Origin of the sequence: Pseudomonas sp. PDM19 (genome assembly GCF_014852215.1) — a bacterium.
Classification (GTDB): domain Bacteria; phylum Pseudomonadota; class Gammaproteobacteria; order Pseudomonadales; family Pseudomonadaceae; genus Pseudomonas.
Genome location: NZ_JACVBG010000001.1, coordinates 1,450,838 through 1,464,976, shown reverse-complemented (window position 1 = coordinate 1,464,976; position 14,139 = coordinate 1,450,838). Strand labels below are relative to the sequence as shown.

The following is a 14,139-nucleotide window of genomic DNA, read 5'->3' as shown; positions in this document are numbered from 1 at the left end:
GCAAAAACAGGATTCCAAGTATCGATTAAATCGATTTATCCCGCGCAGCCCAGCGCTTGCCAGCTTCCGCGAAGGCTTCGTCGCGCTGCATTCCCATGGCGCGCAGGGCGAGTGCCATGGTCGCGCGGACGGCCAGTTCGCCGTAGGCGTCTTCGGCTTCGCCGCGCCAGAAGGCGGCCAGGTGTGCCGGGTCCAGCGTTTCCGGCTTGACGTGGCGCAGCGGCGACAGCGCCGGCCACTCTTCGTCCCAGGCTTCGCCGTCGCGGCAACCATAGAGGTGGGAGGTGGCGTCCGGGTTCATCTCGATCTCGCCGCCTTCGCCCTTGATGACGATGGCGTAGTCGCCGAGCAGGCGGCTGCCCTCGCGGTGCACCTCCTGGTAGCCGGGGTGGAAAATGCTCTGCAGTACGCAGGTAGCGCTTAGCGGGTTGAGCAGGCGCACGGCCGAGTGCATGGGGGAGCGCAGACCCAGGGTATTGCGCAGGTCGATCATGTGCTGCAGGCGCGGCATCCAATCGACCAATGGGGCGAAGGCGATACCTTTGGCGTCCAGTGCCTGGCTGACCGAGCTCCAGTCGCGACACAGTGGCAGACCGAGCTGCTCGAGCAGCTGTTCGCTGTAGACCCGGCCAGCCGTATGCGCGCCGCCGCCATGCAAGAGGATACGGGTGCCGCTGCCACCCAGGCACTTGGCGGCCAGCAGGTACCAGGGCAGGTGACGCTTCTTGCCGGCGTAGCTGGGCCAGTCGAGGTCCACGGCGATCTTCGGTGCCTGCAGGCGGGAGCGTACGGCCTCGGTAAAGCCGGCGAGTTCCTCGGCGCTTTCTTCCTTGTGCCGCAGCAACATCAGGAAGGCACCCAGCTGCGCTTCCTCGACCTTGTCGTCGAGGATCATGCCGAGGGCTTCGCGGGCTTCCTCGCGGGTCAGGCCGCGCGCGCCGCGCTTGCCTTTGCCCAGGATGCGGACGAACTGGGCGAAGGGGTGTTCGGCGGGTGGCTGCAGGACGAGCGGGGAGGTGGTCATAGGCAATTGGTCGGCTTCGGCAGGCCGGCGAGCTTGGCGGCAAGCTTGGCCGGTGTGCCCTTGAACAGGAGGTTGAGGTGCAGGCTGCTGCCCTTTTCCGCACCCAGCTTCTGGGCGACGTACTTGATCAGCGGACGGTTGGCCGGCGAGAGCTGAAACTCGCCGTAGAACTCGCGCAGCAGCAGGAGGATTTCCCAGTGCTCGGGAGTCAGGTGGATGCCCTCGTTGTGTGCCAGGGCCTCGGCGGCGACGTCGCTCCAGTCGTTCAGGTCGACGAGGTAGCCGTCCTTGTCCAGCGGCAGGGAGTGGCCGTTGACCAGTAGGGTGCTCATAGCCAGGCGTTCACCTTGTCGAAACGGGTGCAGAGCTCGACGAAGCCGGGGTAATCCACGGCAACGACGCGGGCGGGTACATCATCCATGCCGCGGGCCTCCAGGTCTTCCAGCAGGGCGAAGAGCACATTGGCGGCGGGCATCAGCTCCAGTGCCTGGCAAGGGGCGGTGCCCTCGCGCAGGGAGTAGACGGCTTCGCCAGTCAGCAGCAGGCCATCGTCCGGGCCGAGCAGGTGCAGGCAGCTGGCGAGCCGGCCGTCATTGAAGGGAGAGTGCGAGAGCAGGTGGAGAGTAGCCATCAGATCGTGATCACCTGGTCATGGGTTTGCAGCAGGCTGCGCAGGGCGGCATCGTCCAGCGCCTGGACGGGCAGGGTCAGGCTCGCGCCGTCCAATCCGCGTTCGGCAAGGCTGCGGCTGCTGGTATAGAGCGCTTCCACGCCGAACAGCGGCAGGGCTTGCAGATTCGCCTGCAGGTCCTTCTGTTCAACTGTGCTGGGACGCTGGTCGGGAGCGAGCTGGAACACGCCGTCATCGAGAAAGAGCATCGAGATCGGCAGGTCGAAGGCGCCGCCAGCCAGGGCGATATCCAGCGCCTCGCGGGCGGCGGGGCCGGCCCAGGGCGCCTGACGGCTGATGATCAGCAGGGACTTGGCCATCAGTTGCCTCCGAAGCAGACCAGACGGTCCGCCAGTTGCGCTGCCTCATGCAGTTGGCCAAGGCCGGAAAGATCCCAGGGCGCCTGCAGGTTCGCGGCGGGACGGGAATAGCGGTTGGCTTCCTCTGGATTGAGCACGCCCCGTCGCAGCGCAGCGGCGATGCAGACCACTCCGTCCAGCTGGTGATCGGTGACGAAGCGCGTCCAGGCGGCGGCGACGTCCAGTTCATCCTGGCCGGTGACGGTGTTTGCCGAGGCGCTGTGCACGCCGTCCTGGTAGAAGAACAGCCGGGTGATTTCATGGCCGCCGGCCAATGCAGTCTCGGCGAAGCGCAGGGCGCGGCGGGCTGCCGGCGAATGCGGCGGGGAGAAAAGGGCGATGACGAACTTCATGGAGCGGGCCTGATCGGCGAATTTTCGCTGGATGATACGGCGCTATGCAGATGTTTGCCGCGCCGAAAATGAAAAAAGCCCGTCGAGACGGGCTTTTTCCTGGGAGGCGCGAGGGTCAGTCGTCGCTGCCCATGATGCCGAAGATCTGCAACAGGCTGATGAACAGGTTGTAGATCGACACGTACAGGCTGATGGTGGCCATGATGTAGTTGCGTTCGCCACCGTGGATGATCGCGCTGGTCTGGAACAGGATCATCGCCGAGGAGAACAGCACGAAGCCGGCGCTGATGGCCAGTTGCAGGCCGCTGATCTGGAAGAAGAGCGAGACTAGGACGGCGCCCAGCAGCACGAAGAAGCCCGCGGTGATGAAGCCGGACAGGAAGCTCATGTCCTTGCGGGTAGTCAGTACGTAGGCGGAAAGGCCGAAGAACACCAGGGCAGTCATGAAGAAGGCCGAGGAGATGATACTCGCGCCGTTGGCCATGCCCAGGTACATGTTAAGGATCGGGCCGAGGGTGTAGCCCATGAAGCCGGTGAGGGCGAAGGTGCTGACCAGGCCCCAGGCGCTGTTGCGCAGCTTCACGGTGAGGAAGAACAGGCCGTAGAAGCCCAGCAGCACCACGAAGAAGCTGGGGTAGGGCAGGCGCATCTGCTGCGAGGCGAAGGCCACCAGGCCGCTAAAGGCCAGAGTCAGGGCCAGCAGGCCGTAGGTATTGCGCAGGACGCCGCTGACCTCTTTCTGCTCCACGGCTGTGGAGTCGAGATATTGCCGTTCTTGCATGTCGAGACACTCCTGTTAAGCGGGATACGGATCCATGACCGTAGTGATGCTCATCATAACAGAGGGAAAAGCGCGCTGAATCATCAGAGTTTGACAGTGTGTTGCGATCCGGTAATATTGCCGCCCGCTCATGTGGAAGCGTGGCCGAGTGGTTTAAGGCAACGGTCTTGAAAACCGTCGACGGGCAACTGTCCTAGAGTTCGAATCTCTACGCTTCCGCCACTATTACAACGTTGAAAGCCCCGCCATGCGGGGCTTTCGCGTTTTTGGCGTCTTCGGCGAGTTGCTCGCCTGGGGAACTTTCAGGCGTAGAGTTCCGAAATGATCCGGAACGCGTTCCGAAACTTTCGCTAAATCGACGGCTTGGCGATCGCCCCGACCCGCATATACACCCGCTTCGTAATCTCCTCCTCGGTGTGGCCAAGTAACCGGCTCGCTTCCTTCACGTCGTTGATCTCCGTGGCGGCCTTCGGGCGGATGTCGCGGAATTGGAAATCACCAATCCGCTTCGCCAGTTGCTCGTCGCCGGCTTCGGTCGCCGCGGCCCGCGCCTGGTCGCGTGCAGCGTCCCAGCGGTGGCGCAGCATGCTGGCCGTTACCCGGCGGCCGGTGGGGCTGGCGATCAGGTAGGGGATCAGGTGGCCAAGGTGGCGCGCGGCCATCTGCTTGATCAACTGGCCCAGACTGTTGTCCTGGTCGCCGTTGCGGATCAGGATGCGGAGCTTCTTCGTGGTCTTGGCCTGCTTCACCAGCAGGTAGTCACCCTCGATGTCGTCGCGGCGCATCACCAGGACGTCGGCAGGGCGCTGGCCGGTGATGTAGGCCAGGTCCATCGCATCCTTCAGTTCCGGCGCTGCGCAGCGGTAGACGGCAGCCCAGACCACGTCGTTGGCGTAGTAGTCCCGCGGAGTCTCCTTGTTCTTGCGCACGCCCTGGCACGGGTTCTGGGTTGCGGTGAGCCCCCACTCCCTGGCCATGTTGAAGACGTGAGAAAGGGTGGCGATCTCCCGGTTGGCCCGGACTTTGGCCTTCCTGGCGTCGCGGTACTGGGCAATCATCGCCGGCGTCAGCGCGTCGATCGGAGCGTCGTCGAACACCTTCCGGAGCTGCTTCAGCTCCATCAGGTTGTCCTTCTGAGTACGAGGCGCCTTCCCCGGGATGACGTCCCGGACATACCGGTCGAAGATCGAGCGCATGATGCGCAGGTCCGCCGGCTTCTCCTTGGCCTGCAGCTCAGCCCACTTGATGCGCGCCATGTCCAGATCGGTGCCCAACGGACGCTCCTTGCCGCTGGAGTCCTCGTAGTAGTAGCCGATCCAGACCTTTCCGTTCTTGCGCTCGCGCTTCCGCCGGTACATGCCCGGCGGGAGGTCGCGGTTTTCCTTGTTCCGTGGTCGCATTCAATTCACCCGAGAGAAGTCAGGCGTCCAGGCTGGGGTAGGGAGTTGTGGCGGCTGGAGGACCAGGGAGTCCGGCTTGATGCCGAGCATCATCCTGGCGTACTGCCGGCCGACCAGCGGGCGTTTGCCGCGAGCCTCGACGAATACCCAGTTGTGGGACTTCAGCCAGCGGCGTTGCCAGCCGTAGGCCGTGTAGCCGGTGATCTCGGCCAGTTCCTCGTCGGAGAGGATCTCGCTTTCCATGGGCAATACCTCGTCGCGCCGGCGCTGGCCGGCGGGGATTGGATGGGGTGTAGGGGCGAGCCGGGCGAAATGCCCGGCGCGCCCAGGTGTGGCGGGGCTCTGCCGCAGGAGCGAACTGGCTACCCAGGCACGCCCTTGTTCGGCGGGAGCTCACGGCCTGAGCGGATGCGCACGGCGTCGCTGTCGATCTGGTACCAGCCGCCGCAGTGGCAGTGGTACTGCTCGCCTTGGACGTCCTCCAGGTCGTAGCCGTCCAGGGCGTTGATGCCCTGGCAGTGTGGGCAGCGGCAGATCAGCGATCCGTCGGTGTCGCGCGTAAGGTGGTGCACGTCGTAGATGTATTCGTCAGCCATTCGAGGCTCCCTGAATCGCCAGATCAATGGCGCGGCACTTCGCTGCCAGCAGCTCGTCGGCGCTGATATCGCCCCGAACTGTGACGACAGGGCCTTGCACGTCGCCCATAAACCCTTCTTCGACGTAGACGTCCTTCCGGTTTCCGGGCAAGACCTCGACGATCACCTTGCGGTGGTTGGACAGCATGAAGATGAGGCGGGCGGTATCGTTGAATTCAGCCATCACTCACCTCCCTGCGCCGGCGCGGCGGCGGCGTCCAGTGCACCGCGCATGCAGCGGTGAAGAACTGAACCGCTGGAAATCTGGTTCAGGCTATTTGCGTCCAAATACTGGACGGCCTCGCGCAGAGTGCCGATTGCCCACTTCGGGTTCCCGACATCCGGCACCTGCCCGCTCTGGGCGACCGGGGCGGTGATCTCCTCGCTGGCCACCAGGACATAGCGCGCACCGCACTGCGGACAGGCGGCAGCCATGCAGTTCTCGCTTTGGCAGCCCGGGCACTTGTCCTCGGCAGGGTCTGGCCCGGTCCAGTCGCAGTCATGGCAGGCGGCCAAGCCATCGGCAGAGTCGTTGATCCCCCCGTGCTGGCATTCGTCGCACTGGCGAGCCTCGACGTAGACTGTGCTGCGCTCCAGCTCCGCCACCCTGGCCTGGGCGGCGTCACGCTCTTCAAGCAGCTTCGCGCGCGCTGCGATGTAATCGACCGTCTCGGCTCTAGACCAGCAAGCAGCCTCGCGCCACATATCACGCTCTGCCCGCAGCGCTTGCAGGATGCGGTGGTGCTGGCCAACGAGCATCAGGTCGACGGCAATGTCCTCGGAGTCCTTCACCAGTTCGCGCTGCAGGCGCTCGACCGCCTGGCTGTCCAGGGTGACGTCGTTGTCCCCCAGTTCGGTGCTGCTGACTACGCCGCCGAGGATCAGGGCGCCGACGGCGGTTGGCGCCTCGATACCTTCTGCTGCGACCTGGGCGGCGTCGCGCTCAGCTCTGCGCCCCTCCGTCTCGGCCTTCGCCAGCACCAGGTCGGTGATGGCTCGCAAGATCGGGTCCACGCCCGGGTACGTGTCGAAGCCGAGTAGGGCGATGATGGCGCCGATGTCGGCGGCCATCGCGCTGAATGCTGATTTGTAGTCGTTCATGCAACACCTCGATTCCGGCGCAGCTCTGAGCGGTCGCGCAGACTGGCGCAGTGGTTGATCTGGCGGTACTCGGTGCAGATCACGATGGCGTCGCCGCCGTCGTGCCGGTGCACCGGCATCCGGTGGAAGGGAAGGGCCGAGCAGTCCTGGTGCCGCTTGCTGCAACCCTCGCAGCGACTGGCCTTGGGGTAGAAGGTCGTCATGCAGCGATCTCCACGTCGAAGAAGCCGAGCCGGCCCTTCATCGGCTGGAACGGCAGTGGCTGGGGATCGCGCAGGACGAAGGCCTTCTCGCCCATGTACCAGGGCGAGCTGCTGGTATCGACCGAGTCCACCAGCTCAACGGATCCGATGATCCCGCCGCGCTGCAGCTCTTCGAACGCTGGCAGGTTCCTGCAGCCATACAGCTCGGCAAACGAGCGAGCCCAGCGGTACTCGTCCCAGGTCATGCCCTGCGCCGCGTGGACGAGGAACCGGCCGCGAAGCTTGGTGTGCCAGGTGCGGTTCTCGACGTCCTTGCCGCCGTAGATGATCAGCCAGGCCCAGGGCTGGCGGATGCTGAGTGCTTTCATGCTCTGCGCGCCTCCATCGCCTGCCGCCACTGGAGGAACGTCTCCGCCCGCGGCACCAGGTCGGCGGCGCGGTAGACCGGAATGCGCAGCTCATCGGCCCGCGTGATCTCCGCCAGGGTTCCGGCGGAACGCTGCCAGCCCGGCGCCAGAACCACCGCGTCGCAGCGCTCCATCAGCGCCATCGTTCCGCGCAGCCAGAACTCGTCGCCCAGCTTCGGCAGCTCCTGCTCCATGTGGGCCGTGTTCATGTGGGGGATGATCGGGAACCAGCCCAGGGTGCAGACGTAGGCGCCCAGGCGGCCGGCGGACTCGATGTTGCGGGCAATAGCTGCCCGATCCGGCGCCCGGTAGGGGCCGGCGACGTAGACGATGGGGTGCATAGGGAGTCCTCGCGCCGTACAGGCGACATGGCATAATCGAGAAGGGAAAAATCGAGAACAGCTATGAGCAGGGATAAAGTTATTTTTCTTGGGTGCCTGTGTTTGTTTGCGGCGGGAGCCGTTTGGGGGAAAGTTCTTCCAAGTATTGAACTGTCCGAATTTGCGGTTCCCACTGACGGCTTCTGGAGCTTCAAAATCGTCGACGTTTTTCAAATGGTCTCAGGCTTAGCAACCGCTTTTGCGGCATTTGCTGCTTGGAAGTCAGCAGTGATTGCAAAGGACTCGGCAACGATTGCGAAACTCTCAGCAGATACCGCTAAGCGTTCCGCTGATGAAAGTCGAAATTTTTCAATGCTTCAGGCCTATTCAAATCACCGGGATAGGTTTGATAAGTTTCTTGATCAAACTGAAAGCGATCTGGGTATTCGCTTTGAAAATAGAGAGAGACTCTATAGGGACATTTTTCCAAATAATGGGAAGCCCGGCTGTGACCTACAGACGGCTGGGCATGGGGTCGAATTGGCCGCATGGAAGAAGAGATATAAAGAGCTTTCTGAACATGCGAACTCGAGAGGGTTTAGCTCAGAGAGAGATTTCATTTCTTGGGCTGTCGATACTGTGGCTCTTTCTGGTAATTACTTAAGATATAGATTGGAGTTGGGTGGAAAAAAATTCATCTGGGCGGATGGGTTAATAAAGACCTATTTAGTAGCTGGCAGCAGTTCGATAGTGCTTCATACAATTTGCGAAGTGCTCAGGCGCTTGGAGTTTTTTGCTCTTGGGGATGATGATATTCCATACGTCTCTCCAACCAGTCAGGTTGACTTTTGGGTTCGTAAAATTGCTAATGACTGCATTTTAAGAAACTCGCCACACAAACTTGCAGACTCATCTGGAATTTAGGTAGGCATTAGTTGCAGGGTGTTTAACGGTCGATTATTGGTTGCATGAAACACTCAGCGCCACTGCCACCGGCTGCACCCAAATCGGCATGCTGCTGAGCATGAATGTCTCGCCCATGCCGGCCAGCAGCAGGGTGGTCCCCATCACGTGTGCAATAGCCTCCGCGGCGTGCGGCGGAACTGCGTTGCCGATGCGCTCGCTCCAGTCCTTGTCGCTCAGGCCGTCGAGCACCAGGTATTCCTCTGGATCGACCAAGCTCTGCAGCGCGGCCTTCTCCAGTGTGGTGAAAGGCCGATGCCAAGTACCGTCGAGGCTTCGAATGATGCAGGTCAGGCGCTCATCTGCAGCGGGGATGCGCGGGTCAGCGACGCTGAATCGACCGCTATCGTAGCGGGAGCTGGCCGCGATGGCTCCGGAATGCTGATCGAAGCCGATCACGCCGTAGTGGCCGCCGGTCAGGTAGTTGTCACCCTTGCCGCGGTGCAGGATGCGCGGGTCCGCTACGGACTGTTGCCCGCCCTGGACGCCCTTGCCGCCGGCGATGATGGTGCCGGCCGGCCTGTCGAACGGTATTACCCGGTAGTTCCCGCTGTGGCGGTTCCAGTCGGGGCGAGGATCGGCGACGCTGAAAGTGCCCTGTCCTGGCATGGTCTGCCCGGGAATTGTCGGTGATGACTCTCCCCAGCGGATCACGCCGAATTGCTGGCCATGGTTCCAGTTCGCTGCCTGGCGATACCTCGGGTCAGCAACCGAGAACGCTCCGTTCGTAGGGCCGGAGCGGCCAGCTATCGCGCCGGCGGTGTCATCCCATTTGTGCACGCCCATGTAACCCGAACGGTACTCGGGCACGATGATCAGGTCGCGCAGATAGCCATCCTCGATCGCCAGCTTGTTCAGGCTGCGCCAGTCGCTGCCGGCCTCTACCAGGGCCAGGCGCACCCAGGTCTTCCAGTGCAGTGACGGGACGCGGTGCATAGGGCCCGCGGCTTCGATGTCGCCTGGCATCGGCATACGACCAAGGATGTCGCCGACAGCACGCAGGCTCTTCTTCTCCGGCTCGTAAAGGAACGGCGGAACCTTCTCGACATGGCGCGCCACCAGCAGGAAACGCTTGCGGCTCTGGGCCAGGCCGCCCAGCTCGCCGCAGTCGTGGGTGGTTTCGGCCACGGCATAGCCGAAGCTGCTCAGCAAGCTGTTGATCTGGTCCAGCAGGTGCCGGCCGCGGGTGGCCAGGCGCGGGACGTTCTCGAACACGATCAGCGGCACCGGGTCATTGGCCCATGCCTCGCCCATCAGCCAGATGCAGCGCAGCGTCAGTTCGTTGAGAGCCTGGTATTTGGGGGTGAGGCTCATCTTCTCGGACAGGAGGCCGCTGGCGCCCTTGCAGGGGGAGCTGATGAAGACGGCGTCCGGGCGTTTGCCTTGGGCTGCGCGGCGAACGTCCTCCGGGGTGGCCTCGCGCCAACTAGGTAGCGGCTCCTTCCCGTGGAAGCGGATGTACTGGTCGCGGGTGAACAGGTCCAATTCAGTGCCGGGCACGCCCGACAGGCGCTCGAAGTCGCGCAGACCAGCAGGATCGACGTCGATACCGCCAAGGCATTCCCATTCGGCTTCGACGTTGCCGACGCGCGGGCGGGCTCGGTTGAAACCCTTGGCGCCGCCACCTAGGCCGCAGCAGAAGTGGAAGTGGTAGAGGGTGCGCTTTATCATGGGTTTTTCTCAAGGAAGAAGACGAATGAATAGAGCGCTATCACTAATTGGATTGGCTCTTACTGTTATCTACGGGTTGATAGTCTGTTGGCTGATCTGGGGGCGCATAGGGACGCTTCAGACTATGGATCTAAATGAAGTTGGCGATTTCTTGGCCGGTGTGTTTGGGCCGGTTGCAATACTTTGGCTGATACTCGGCTACTTCCAGCAAGGGATGGAGTTGCAACAAAATAACAAGGCACTTCAGATGCAGGCAGATGAGTTGCGGAATTCTGTTGAACAACAAACTGCTATGGCTGAGTCGCAAAGGTTAAGCTTAAAGCACAATGAGCGCACTCTTGAGCCATTGCTAGAACTCAACGTGGAAGACGTGTTTTACGATGGCGATGAAGATGGCGAGTTCCGAGCTTTTCGCCTAACCAATTTGGGTGAGTATTGCGAAAGGGTGTTTATTTTAATGCCCGAGGATGAGTGCCATTGGATGATCGAAACTTTATCTGCAGGAGAGACGATTAATTTTTCCGTTCGTTACGGGGCGCTTCCATTCGATACTATGATGACAATCTCAATTCGGTATACCACAAGAGCAGGCGTCGTTGGTCTCCAAGAGTTTTCATACACTGAATACCGAGGAAATCGAAGTGGAGTCCGAGTATCAAAACGACCCTTTATAAACTCGTGATCGCTTGCTGAACCCAAGCTCCTACTGCGTCAAACACGCGCGCGGCCTGGTCTTCGTTGAATGGCTTCGCAGTCCTTCATGATTTATAGGCGGAGATAGTCGTGGCCTCATGGGATGCAAAGGAATTACGCGAAGCTGTTTTGAAGCTCTACGATGGTGAGGCAAGAAATATAGCCTCCGAGGCTGCTGGGTCGCTTTCCGATCGACTTTGGTTTGTCGAATTTCATTACTTTGAGTGCAAAGATCTTCTAGAACGTCAGCTGCCTCAAGTAAGTAGTGAGGAGGAGGTCTTTTGTAGACTGTTCAACGTGCACGATGAGCATGGGGAGGAGTTTGAAATAATTAGGCGGCAATCTCAGGCGCATCTGTACGCTTGTATTCAATCATTGCACTGCGTGGCAGATACTCTCGGAAGTTTACTCAATGCGACATTGTCCCTCGGGCTAAAGGGGGCCTTTTATTCTCACAATGTTCTTGAGAAATTAGTCGCTGAAGGTATGGTCCAGATTTATCAGCCGTTCAGTGCCTTGATCCACCATCCCGATTTTGTCTATTTAAATGCGCTCGTAAATAGATCGAAGCATACAAGTGTAGTGGCTATCCCATATGCGGTGGATTATGTTGCAGATGGCCGCCATGGAATGCAGTTCTCAGCTTTCAGGCAAAAAGGGACTCCCCACGACAAGAGGTGGGCCTTAGAGTTTGTTGCGAGCGAGACAGATCGACAATCTCGCTTGGTAGTAATCATAGGCAACGCATTGAATGCTGAGCTGAAGCGACGACTTAAGTACCGCTCAATTAGTTAGTTTTGGGGGGCGCCATTGCGGCGCCCGTGTTGAGGGTCATGCTGCGAGGTGGTGCTGCTCGTCGGCGATGTGGCCCTTGTCGATCCACACCGCCTGCAGCCATTCCGGCGTTTTCGCCATTTGCTCCTTCAGCGTGCCGGCGATCACCACCGAGTCGATCTCGCGGTCGAAGGTCACGGCGCGCATAAGAGCGATGGCCTGACCGCGGCTCGGCAGGTCCAGCACGTCGAAACGATCCAGCAGCGCCAGGCGCAGGCCGGAGATCGTCGCAATGGCCAGGGCGATGACCGCGTCGCACCGCCAGCGCTCCGACTCCGACAGCAGGCCATAGAGCCGGCCACCGTAGGTCACGTCGATGTCGGCGCTGATCTCCACCGGCGACCAGCCGGCGGTGGCGGCCAGGCGCTTCAGGGTGTCGTTCACCGGGCCGATAGCGTCGGCGAGGATCTCCGCCGGGATGCCAGTGGGCGACAGCGCATCGGCTATGCCGGTCCACGCCACCACATCCTGGTGCGCGGCCTTCGCCTTCTTGATCGAGGACTCGCGCTGGGCGGTGGCCTCCAGGGCTTCCTGCAGGGCCACCAGCTTCGCGCGGTTCGCGTCGCGGGCTTGGCGCAGCTCGTTGATAGCCTGCTCGCCGTTGGCGATCGCTTCGGCGGTGGGCGCACTGGCGGACTCGGCTTCCAAGGCCTTGATCTGCTCCGCGGCGGCCACGCACTCGTTCAGATCGCGCTGGCTGTTGGCCACGGCGCGCTGGGCGCTGGCCAGATACTCGCGGTACTCCGGCAGCCGTTTGGCCGCCTCGGCGTCGGCGATCTGCTCCGGCGGCTGATGCACCACCAGGGCGCCGGCCTGTAGGTCCACCGCGCCCTGGCAGTGGGGGCAGGTCAGCGGCTGGTGCGGTACGCTGCCGGACGAGGCCAGCTCGGCGGCCATGACCTTCTCGGACCACTCGTCCTGGCTCTGCTCGTCGGTGGTGAGCTTGTTGCGGCGGCGCGACTCCAGCTCGGCCAGCTCGCGCAGTGCGGCGATTCGCTGGGAGCGACCGTCGGCAGCCGCGCGGGCCTGCTTGCTGGCGCCCAGGGTCTGCTGGGCCTCGGCGAGGTCGTCCTCGAACTGCTGCAGGTTCTTGCCGGCCTCGGCGACCTGGTCATCGGTCACCACGGTGGCCACCAGCTCGGGCGCCCAGTCGATGGCCTTCTCGCTGCCGTAGTTCTCGCCGGTGATCGCCTTCCAGGCGCCGCGCGCCTCGCTGGCGTAGGACTTGGCCTGCTCGACGGCGGCCGGGAAACCGGTGCGGAGCAGGGGCTTCACCTTCTCGAACAGCTTCAGGTCCAGGCCTTTGGCTTCCAGGCGCTTGCCGACTTCCGCCGGGCTGGCGCTGGCGCCGCTGAGCTCGAACAGCACCTTGCGGCGCTCCCTCGAGTCCAGCGCGGCGAAGAGGCTGGCGTCGAGCACGTAGGGCAGGAACGGCGAGTCGGCCAGAGGGGCGCTCTTGCCGGTGGGCAACATCACCCAGGCCGTCTGCTCGTCACCGCCGTTGTCGAGGAAGGTGACGTGCGCCTCGCCCTTCTTGGCGCCCTCGCTGACCAGCTTGTCCATCTCCTTCTTCAGCGAGACGCGGCGCGGCTGGCCATTGAAGGCCATGGATATGGCGTCCAGAAGACTGCTTTTCCCGGCGCCGTTATGGCCGGCTACCAGCAGCACAGGCGCAGAAACATCAAGGGCCGCATGACGCAGCCCTTGGAAGTTGGTGATTTCGATTTTCGTGATGCGCATGGCTCACTCCAGGTCGAGGGCAATGTCCCCCGGCTTCTTGATGACGCGGTAGGTGTTCAGCTCGCGGGCTTCCTCGTTCTCCTGCTCGAGCACGATGACGCCCTGGTCCAGCAGTTGGAGAACGACGCGCTCGGCTTCCTCGGTGGTGAGGGCGAAGCGCGATTGCAGCCAGGCTGCGTCGAACACGTCCTTCTTGGTGGCGACGCCGATGGCGATCTCGCCCAGGGTGTGGCCGGCGAAGCGCTCGACGGTGAGTTGCGGCAGCTCTTGGAACTCGGCGTCGACGACGTCGCTATCGTCTGCAGCATGCTCGCCGCCCCAGGCGCCGGGGTCTTCCATGTCGTGGTCGCCGCCGTTCAGGTCGAGCGGGTTCTGGTCCGGGTCGGCCTTCACGTCCTTCATGCCGTCGAGGAACTCAGCGGCCCCGCCGATGATCAGCAGGCAGTCTTCGTTCACCGCGTCCAGCAGGTCGTGCTTGTTCGGGCTGGAGTGGTTCACCACGATAACGGCCTTCATCTTGTCTTTGGCCGCGATGGATTCGAGCTTGCCGTAGACGGTCTCGCGCTCGGCGCCGGCGATGGTGTGCACCGCGATGGTGGCGGCGTTGCGCACCTGCTGCTCGAGGCGGTCGATCACGTCGGTCTGCCTGGCTTCGGACAGCTTCTGCCACACGTCCGGCAGGATGCGGATTTCCTGAATCAGGCCCTGCAGCAGGCTCTTGCCGAGCGTGTCGGCAGTCATGTGGAGGAAAGCGGCGTTGTTCTGGCTCATGGGGTCGGGTTCCTACTGGTTGGCGATGCGGTCGAGGGTGGAATGCTGGGACTCGCTCAGGAACATCCGCGCGCCGTAGCGCTGGAAGTTCGCGCGCAGGTCGGCGGTGAACTGCTCTTCCCAGGTGTTGGCGGCACTGAGCTCCGCCGCGCAGAGGAGGCTGGTGAACTCCTCCACGCGGTCGAACTGCTCTTCGATGGTCTGGCTGGCCATG

The 14,139-nt window shown here is 62.2% G+C and carries 21 protein-coding genes and 1 tRNA gene; 4 read left to right on the top strand and 18 right to left on the bottom strand.

The annotated features are described in order from the left end of the window. Positions 1–25: 25 nt before the first annotated feature. The 6 genes from IB273_RS06495 to IB273_RS06470 all read right to left on the bottom strand — a co-directional run bounded on the left by IB273_RS06495 (position 26) and on the right by IB273_RS06470 (position 3,187). Positions 26–1,024, bottom strand: coding sequence for a glycosyl transferase family protein (locus tag IB273_RS06495; protein ID WP_192223603.1), 999 nt, complete (start codon positions 1,022–1,024; stop codon positions 26–28). Continuing rightward, entirely contained in the window at positions 1,021–1,356 is a 336-nt protein-coding gene (locus tag IB273_RS06490; protein ID WP_151187240.1) for a TusE/DsrC/DsvC family sulfur relay protein, read from the bottom strand. Before IB273_RS06490 ends, IB273_RS06495 begins: the two co-directional genes overlap by 4 nt. Beyond that, positions 1,353–1,655 carry a sulfurtransferase complex subunit TusB gene (tusB, locus tag IB273_RS06485; protein WP_192223602.1) on the bottom strand — a complete coding sequence of 101 codons (303 nt, stop codon included), beginning with the start codon at positions 1,653–1,655 and terminating at the stop codon, positions 1,353–1,355. Before tusB ends, IB273_RS06490 begins: the two co-directional genes overlap by 4 nt. Continuing rightward, positions 1,655–2,014: a sulfurtransferase complex subunit TusC gene (gene tusC, locus IB273_RS06480; RefSeq protein ID WP_192223601.1), complete on the bottom strand. Its 360-nt coding sequence runs from the start codon at positions 2,012–2,014 to the stop codon at positions 1,655–1,657. Before tusC ends, tusB begins: the two co-directional genes overlap by 1 nt. Continuing rightward, a complete protein-coding gene (gene tusD / locus IB273_RS06475; RefSeq protein WP_192223600.1) occupies positions 2,014–2,406 on the bottom strand; it encodes a sulfurtransferase complex subunit TusD in 393 nt (130 codons plus the stop codon). Before tusD ends, tusC begins: the two co-directional genes overlap by 1 nt. Before the next feature lie 115 nt (positions 2,407–2,521). Beyond that, a complete protein-coding gene (locus tag IB273_RS06470; RefSeq protein ID WP_024765156.1) occupies positions 2,522–3,187 on the bottom strand; it encodes a Bax inhibitor-1/YccA family protein in 666 nt (221 codons plus the stop codon). Positions 3,188–3,321: 134 nt separating this feature from the next. Here IB273_RS06470 and IB273_RS06465 point away from each other — a divergent pair. After that, a tRNA-Ser gene (locus tag IB273_RS06465) sits at positions 3,322–3,409 on the top strand. A gap of 128 nt (positions 3,410–3,537) precedes the next feature. Here IB273_RS06465 and IB273_RS06460 read toward each other — a convergent pair. The 8 genes from IB273_RS06460 to IB273_RS06425 all read right to left on the bottom strand — a co-directional run bounded on the left by IB273_RS06460 (position 3,538) and on the right by IB273_RS06425 (position 7,274). Beyond that, positions 3,538–4,587, bottom strand: coding sequence for a tyrosine-type recombinase/integrase (locus IB273_RS06460; protein WP_192223599.1), 1,050 nt, complete (start codon positions 4,585–4,587; stop codon positions 3,538–3,540). Next, entirely contained in the window at positions 4,588–4,830 is a 243-nt protein-coding gene (locus IB273_RS06455) for a DUF4224 domain-containing protein (protein ID WP_192223598.1), read from the bottom strand. It lies immediately after the preceding gene. 119 nt (positions 4,831–4,949) lie between these two features. Beyond that, a complete protein-coding gene (locus IB273_RS06450) occupies positions 4,950–5,183 on the bottom strand; it encodes a hypothetical protein (protein WP_192223597.1) in 234 nt (77 codons plus the stop codon). Beyond that, positions 5,176–5,406 (bottom strand): hypothetical protein, encoded by a 231-nt coding sequence (locus IB273_RS06445; protein WP_192223596.1) that lies wholly within the window; start codon positions 5,404–5,406, stop codon positions 5,176–5,178. Before IB273_RS06445 ends, IB273_RS06450 begins: the two co-directional genes overlap by 8 nt. After that, positions 5,406–6,323 carry a hypothetical protein gene (locus tag IB273_RS06440; RefSeq protein ID WP_192223595.1) on the bottom strand — a complete coding sequence of 306 codons (918 nt, stop codon included), beginning with the start codon at positions 6,321–6,323 and terminating at the stop codon, positions 5,406–5,408. The genes IB273_RS06445 and IB273_RS06440 overlap by 1 nt, the downstream gene beginning before the upstream one ends. Then, entirely contained in the window at positions 6,320–6,526 is a 207-nt protein-coding gene (locus tag IB273_RS06435) for a hypothetical protein (protein WP_192223594.1), read from the bottom strand. Before IB273_RS06435 ends, IB273_RS06440 begins: the two co-directional genes overlap by 4 nt. Then, a complete protein-coding gene (locus IB273_RS06430) occupies positions 6,523–6,894 on the bottom strand; it encodes an ASCH domain-containing protein (RefSeq protein ID WP_192223593.1) in 372 nt (123 codons plus the stop codon). The genes IB273_RS06435 and IB273_RS06430 overlap by 4 nt, the downstream gene beginning before the upstream one ends. After that, positions 6,891–7,274, bottom strand: a complete 384-nt coding sequence (locus IB273_RS06425) for a DUF1937 family protein (protein ID WP_192223592.1) — start codon at positions 7,272–7,274, stop codon at positions 6,891–6,893. Before IB273_RS06425 ends, IB273_RS06430 begins: the two co-directional genes overlap by 4 nt. A gap of 63 nt (positions 7,275–7,337) precedes the next feature. On the opposite strand from IB273_RS06425, the gene IB273_RS06420 reads away from it, so the two are divergent. Beyond that, positions 7,338–8,177: a hypothetical protein gene (locus IB273_RS06420; protein ID WP_192223591.1), complete on the top strand. Its 840-nt coding sequence runs from the start codon at positions 7,338–7,340 to the stop codon at positions 8,175–8,177. A gap of 33 nt (positions 8,178–8,210) precedes the next feature. Here IB273_RS06420 and IB273_RS06415 read toward each other — a convergent pair whose 3' ends face one another. Then, complete coding sequence (locus IB273_RS06415; protein ID WP_192223590.1) at positions 8,211–9,887, bottom strand: DNA cytosine methyltransferase; 1,677 nt, start codon at positions 9,885–9,887, stop codon at positions 8,211–8,213. A gap of 25 nt (positions 9,888–9,912) precedes the next feature. Between IB273_RS06415 and IB273_RS06410 the strand changes: the two genes are divergently transcribed. Then, a complete protein-coding gene (locus tag IB273_RS06410) occupies positions 9,913–10,569 on the top strand; it encodes a hypothetical protein (RefSeq protein WP_192223589.1) in 657 nt (218 codons plus the stop codon). 101 nt (positions 10,570–10,670) lie between these two features. Next, positions 10,671–11,375, top strand: a complete 705-nt coding sequence (locus tag IB273_RS06405) for a hypothetical protein (RefSeq protein WP_192223588.1) — start codon at positions 10,671–10,673, stop codon at positions 11,373–11,375. Between the two features lie 36 nt (positions 11,376–11,411). Here IB273_RS06405 and IB273_RS06400 read toward each other — a convergent pair whose 3' ends face one another. Genes IB273_RS06400 through IB273_RS06390 form a run of 3 tightly spaced genes read right to left on the bottom strand, consistent with a single transcriptional unit; the run spans position 11,412 to position 14,138 of the window. Continuing rightward, positions 11,412–13,154 (bottom strand): AAA family ATPase, encoded by a 1,743-nt coding sequence (locus IB273_RS06400; RefSeq protein WP_192223587.1) that lies wholly within the window; start codon positions 13,152–13,154, stop codon positions 11,412–11,414. A 3-nt stretch (positions 13,155–13,157) separates the two neighbouring features. Beyond that, positions 13,158–13,925, bottom strand: a complete 768-nt coding sequence (locus IB273_RS06395) for a cell division protein FtsK (protein WP_192223586.1) — start codon at positions 13,923–13,925, stop codon at positions 13,158–13,160. Between the two features lie 12 nt (positions 13,926–13,937). Then, positions 13,938–14,138, bottom strand: a complete 201-nt coding sequence (locus IB273_RS06390) for a hypothetical protein (protein WP_192223585.1) — start codon at positions 14,136–14,138, stop codon at positions 13,938–13,940. Position 14,139 lies beyond the last annotated feature (1 nt).

Coding starts and splice junctions, on each gene's coding strand:
- IB273_RS06495 (WP_192223603.1), bottom strand. CDS start 1,024: ATGACCACCTCCCCGCTCGTCCTGCAGCCACCCGCCGAACACCCCTTC.
- IB273_RS06490 (WP_151187240.1), bottom strand. CDS start 1,356: ATGAGCACCCTACTGGTCAACGGCCACTCCCTGCCGCTGGACAAGGAC.
- tusB (WP_192223602.1), bottom strand. CDS start 1,655: ATGGCTACTCTCCACCTGCTCTCGCACTCTCCCTTCAATGACGGCCGG.
- tusC (WP_192223601.1), bottom strand. CDS start 2,014: ATGGCCAAGTCCCTGCTGATCATCAGCCGTCAGGCGCCCTGGGCCGGC.
- tusD (WP_192223600.1), bottom strand. CDS start 2,406: ATGAAGTTCGTCATCGCCCTTTTCTCCCCGCCGCATTCGCCGGCAGCC.
- IB273_RS06470 (WP_024765156.1), bottom strand. CDS start 3,187: ATGCAAGAACGGCAATATCTCGACTCCACAGCCGTGGAGCAGAAAGAG.
- IB273_RS06460 (WP_192223599.1), bottom strand. CDS start 4,587: ATGCGACCACGGAACAAGGAAAACCGCGACCTCCCGCCGGGCATGTAC.
- IB273_RS06455 (WP_192223598.1), bottom strand. CDS start 4,830: ATGGAAAGCGAGATCCTCTCCGACGAGGAACTGGCCGAGATCACCGGC.
- IB273_RS06450 (WP_192223597.1), bottom strand. CDS start 5,183: ATGGCTGACGAATACATCTACGACGTGCACCACCTTACGCGCGACACC.
- IB273_RS06445 (WP_192223596.1), bottom strand. CDS start 5,406: ATGGCTGAATTCAACGATACCGCCCGCCTCATCTTCATGCTGTCCAAC.
- IB273_RS06440 (WP_192223595.1), bottom strand. CDS start 6,323: ATGAACGACTACAAATCAGCATTCAGCGCGATGGCCGCCGACATCGGC.
- IB273_RS06435 (WP_192223594.1), bottom strand. CDS start 6,526: ATGACGACCTTCTACCCCAAGGCCAGTCGCTGCGAGGGTTGCAGCAAG.
- IB273_RS06430 (WP_192223593.1), bottom strand. CDS start 6,894: ATGAAAGCACTCAGCATCCGCCAGCCCTGGGCCTGGCTGATCATCTAC.
- IB273_RS06425 (WP_192223592.1), bottom strand. CDS start 7,274: ATGCACCCCATCGTCTACGTCGCCGGCCCCTACCGGGCGCCGGATCGG.
- IB273_RS06420 (WP_192223591.1), top strand. CDS start 7,338: ATGAGCAGGGATAAAGTTATTTTTCTTGGGTGCCTGTGTTTGTTTGCG.
- IB273_RS06415 (WP_192223590.1), bottom strand. CDS start 9,887: ATGATAAAGCGCACCCTCTACCACTTCCACTTCTGCTGCGGCCTAGGT.
- IB273_RS06410 (WP_192223589.1), top strand. CDS start 9,913: ATGAATAGAGCGCTATCACTAATTGGATTGGCTCTTACTGTTATCTAC.
- IB273_RS06400 (WP_192223587.1), bottom strand. CDS start 13,154: ATGCGCATCACGAAAATCGAAATCACCAACTTCCAAGGGCTGCGTCAT.
- IB273_RS06395 (WP_192223586.1), bottom strand. CDS start 13,925: ATGAGCCAGAACAACGCCGCTTTCCTCCACATGACTGCCGACACGCTC.
- IB273_RS06390 (WP_192223585.1), bottom strand. CDS start 14,138: ATGGCCAGCCAGACCATCGAAGAGCAGTTCGACCGCGTGGAGGAGTTC.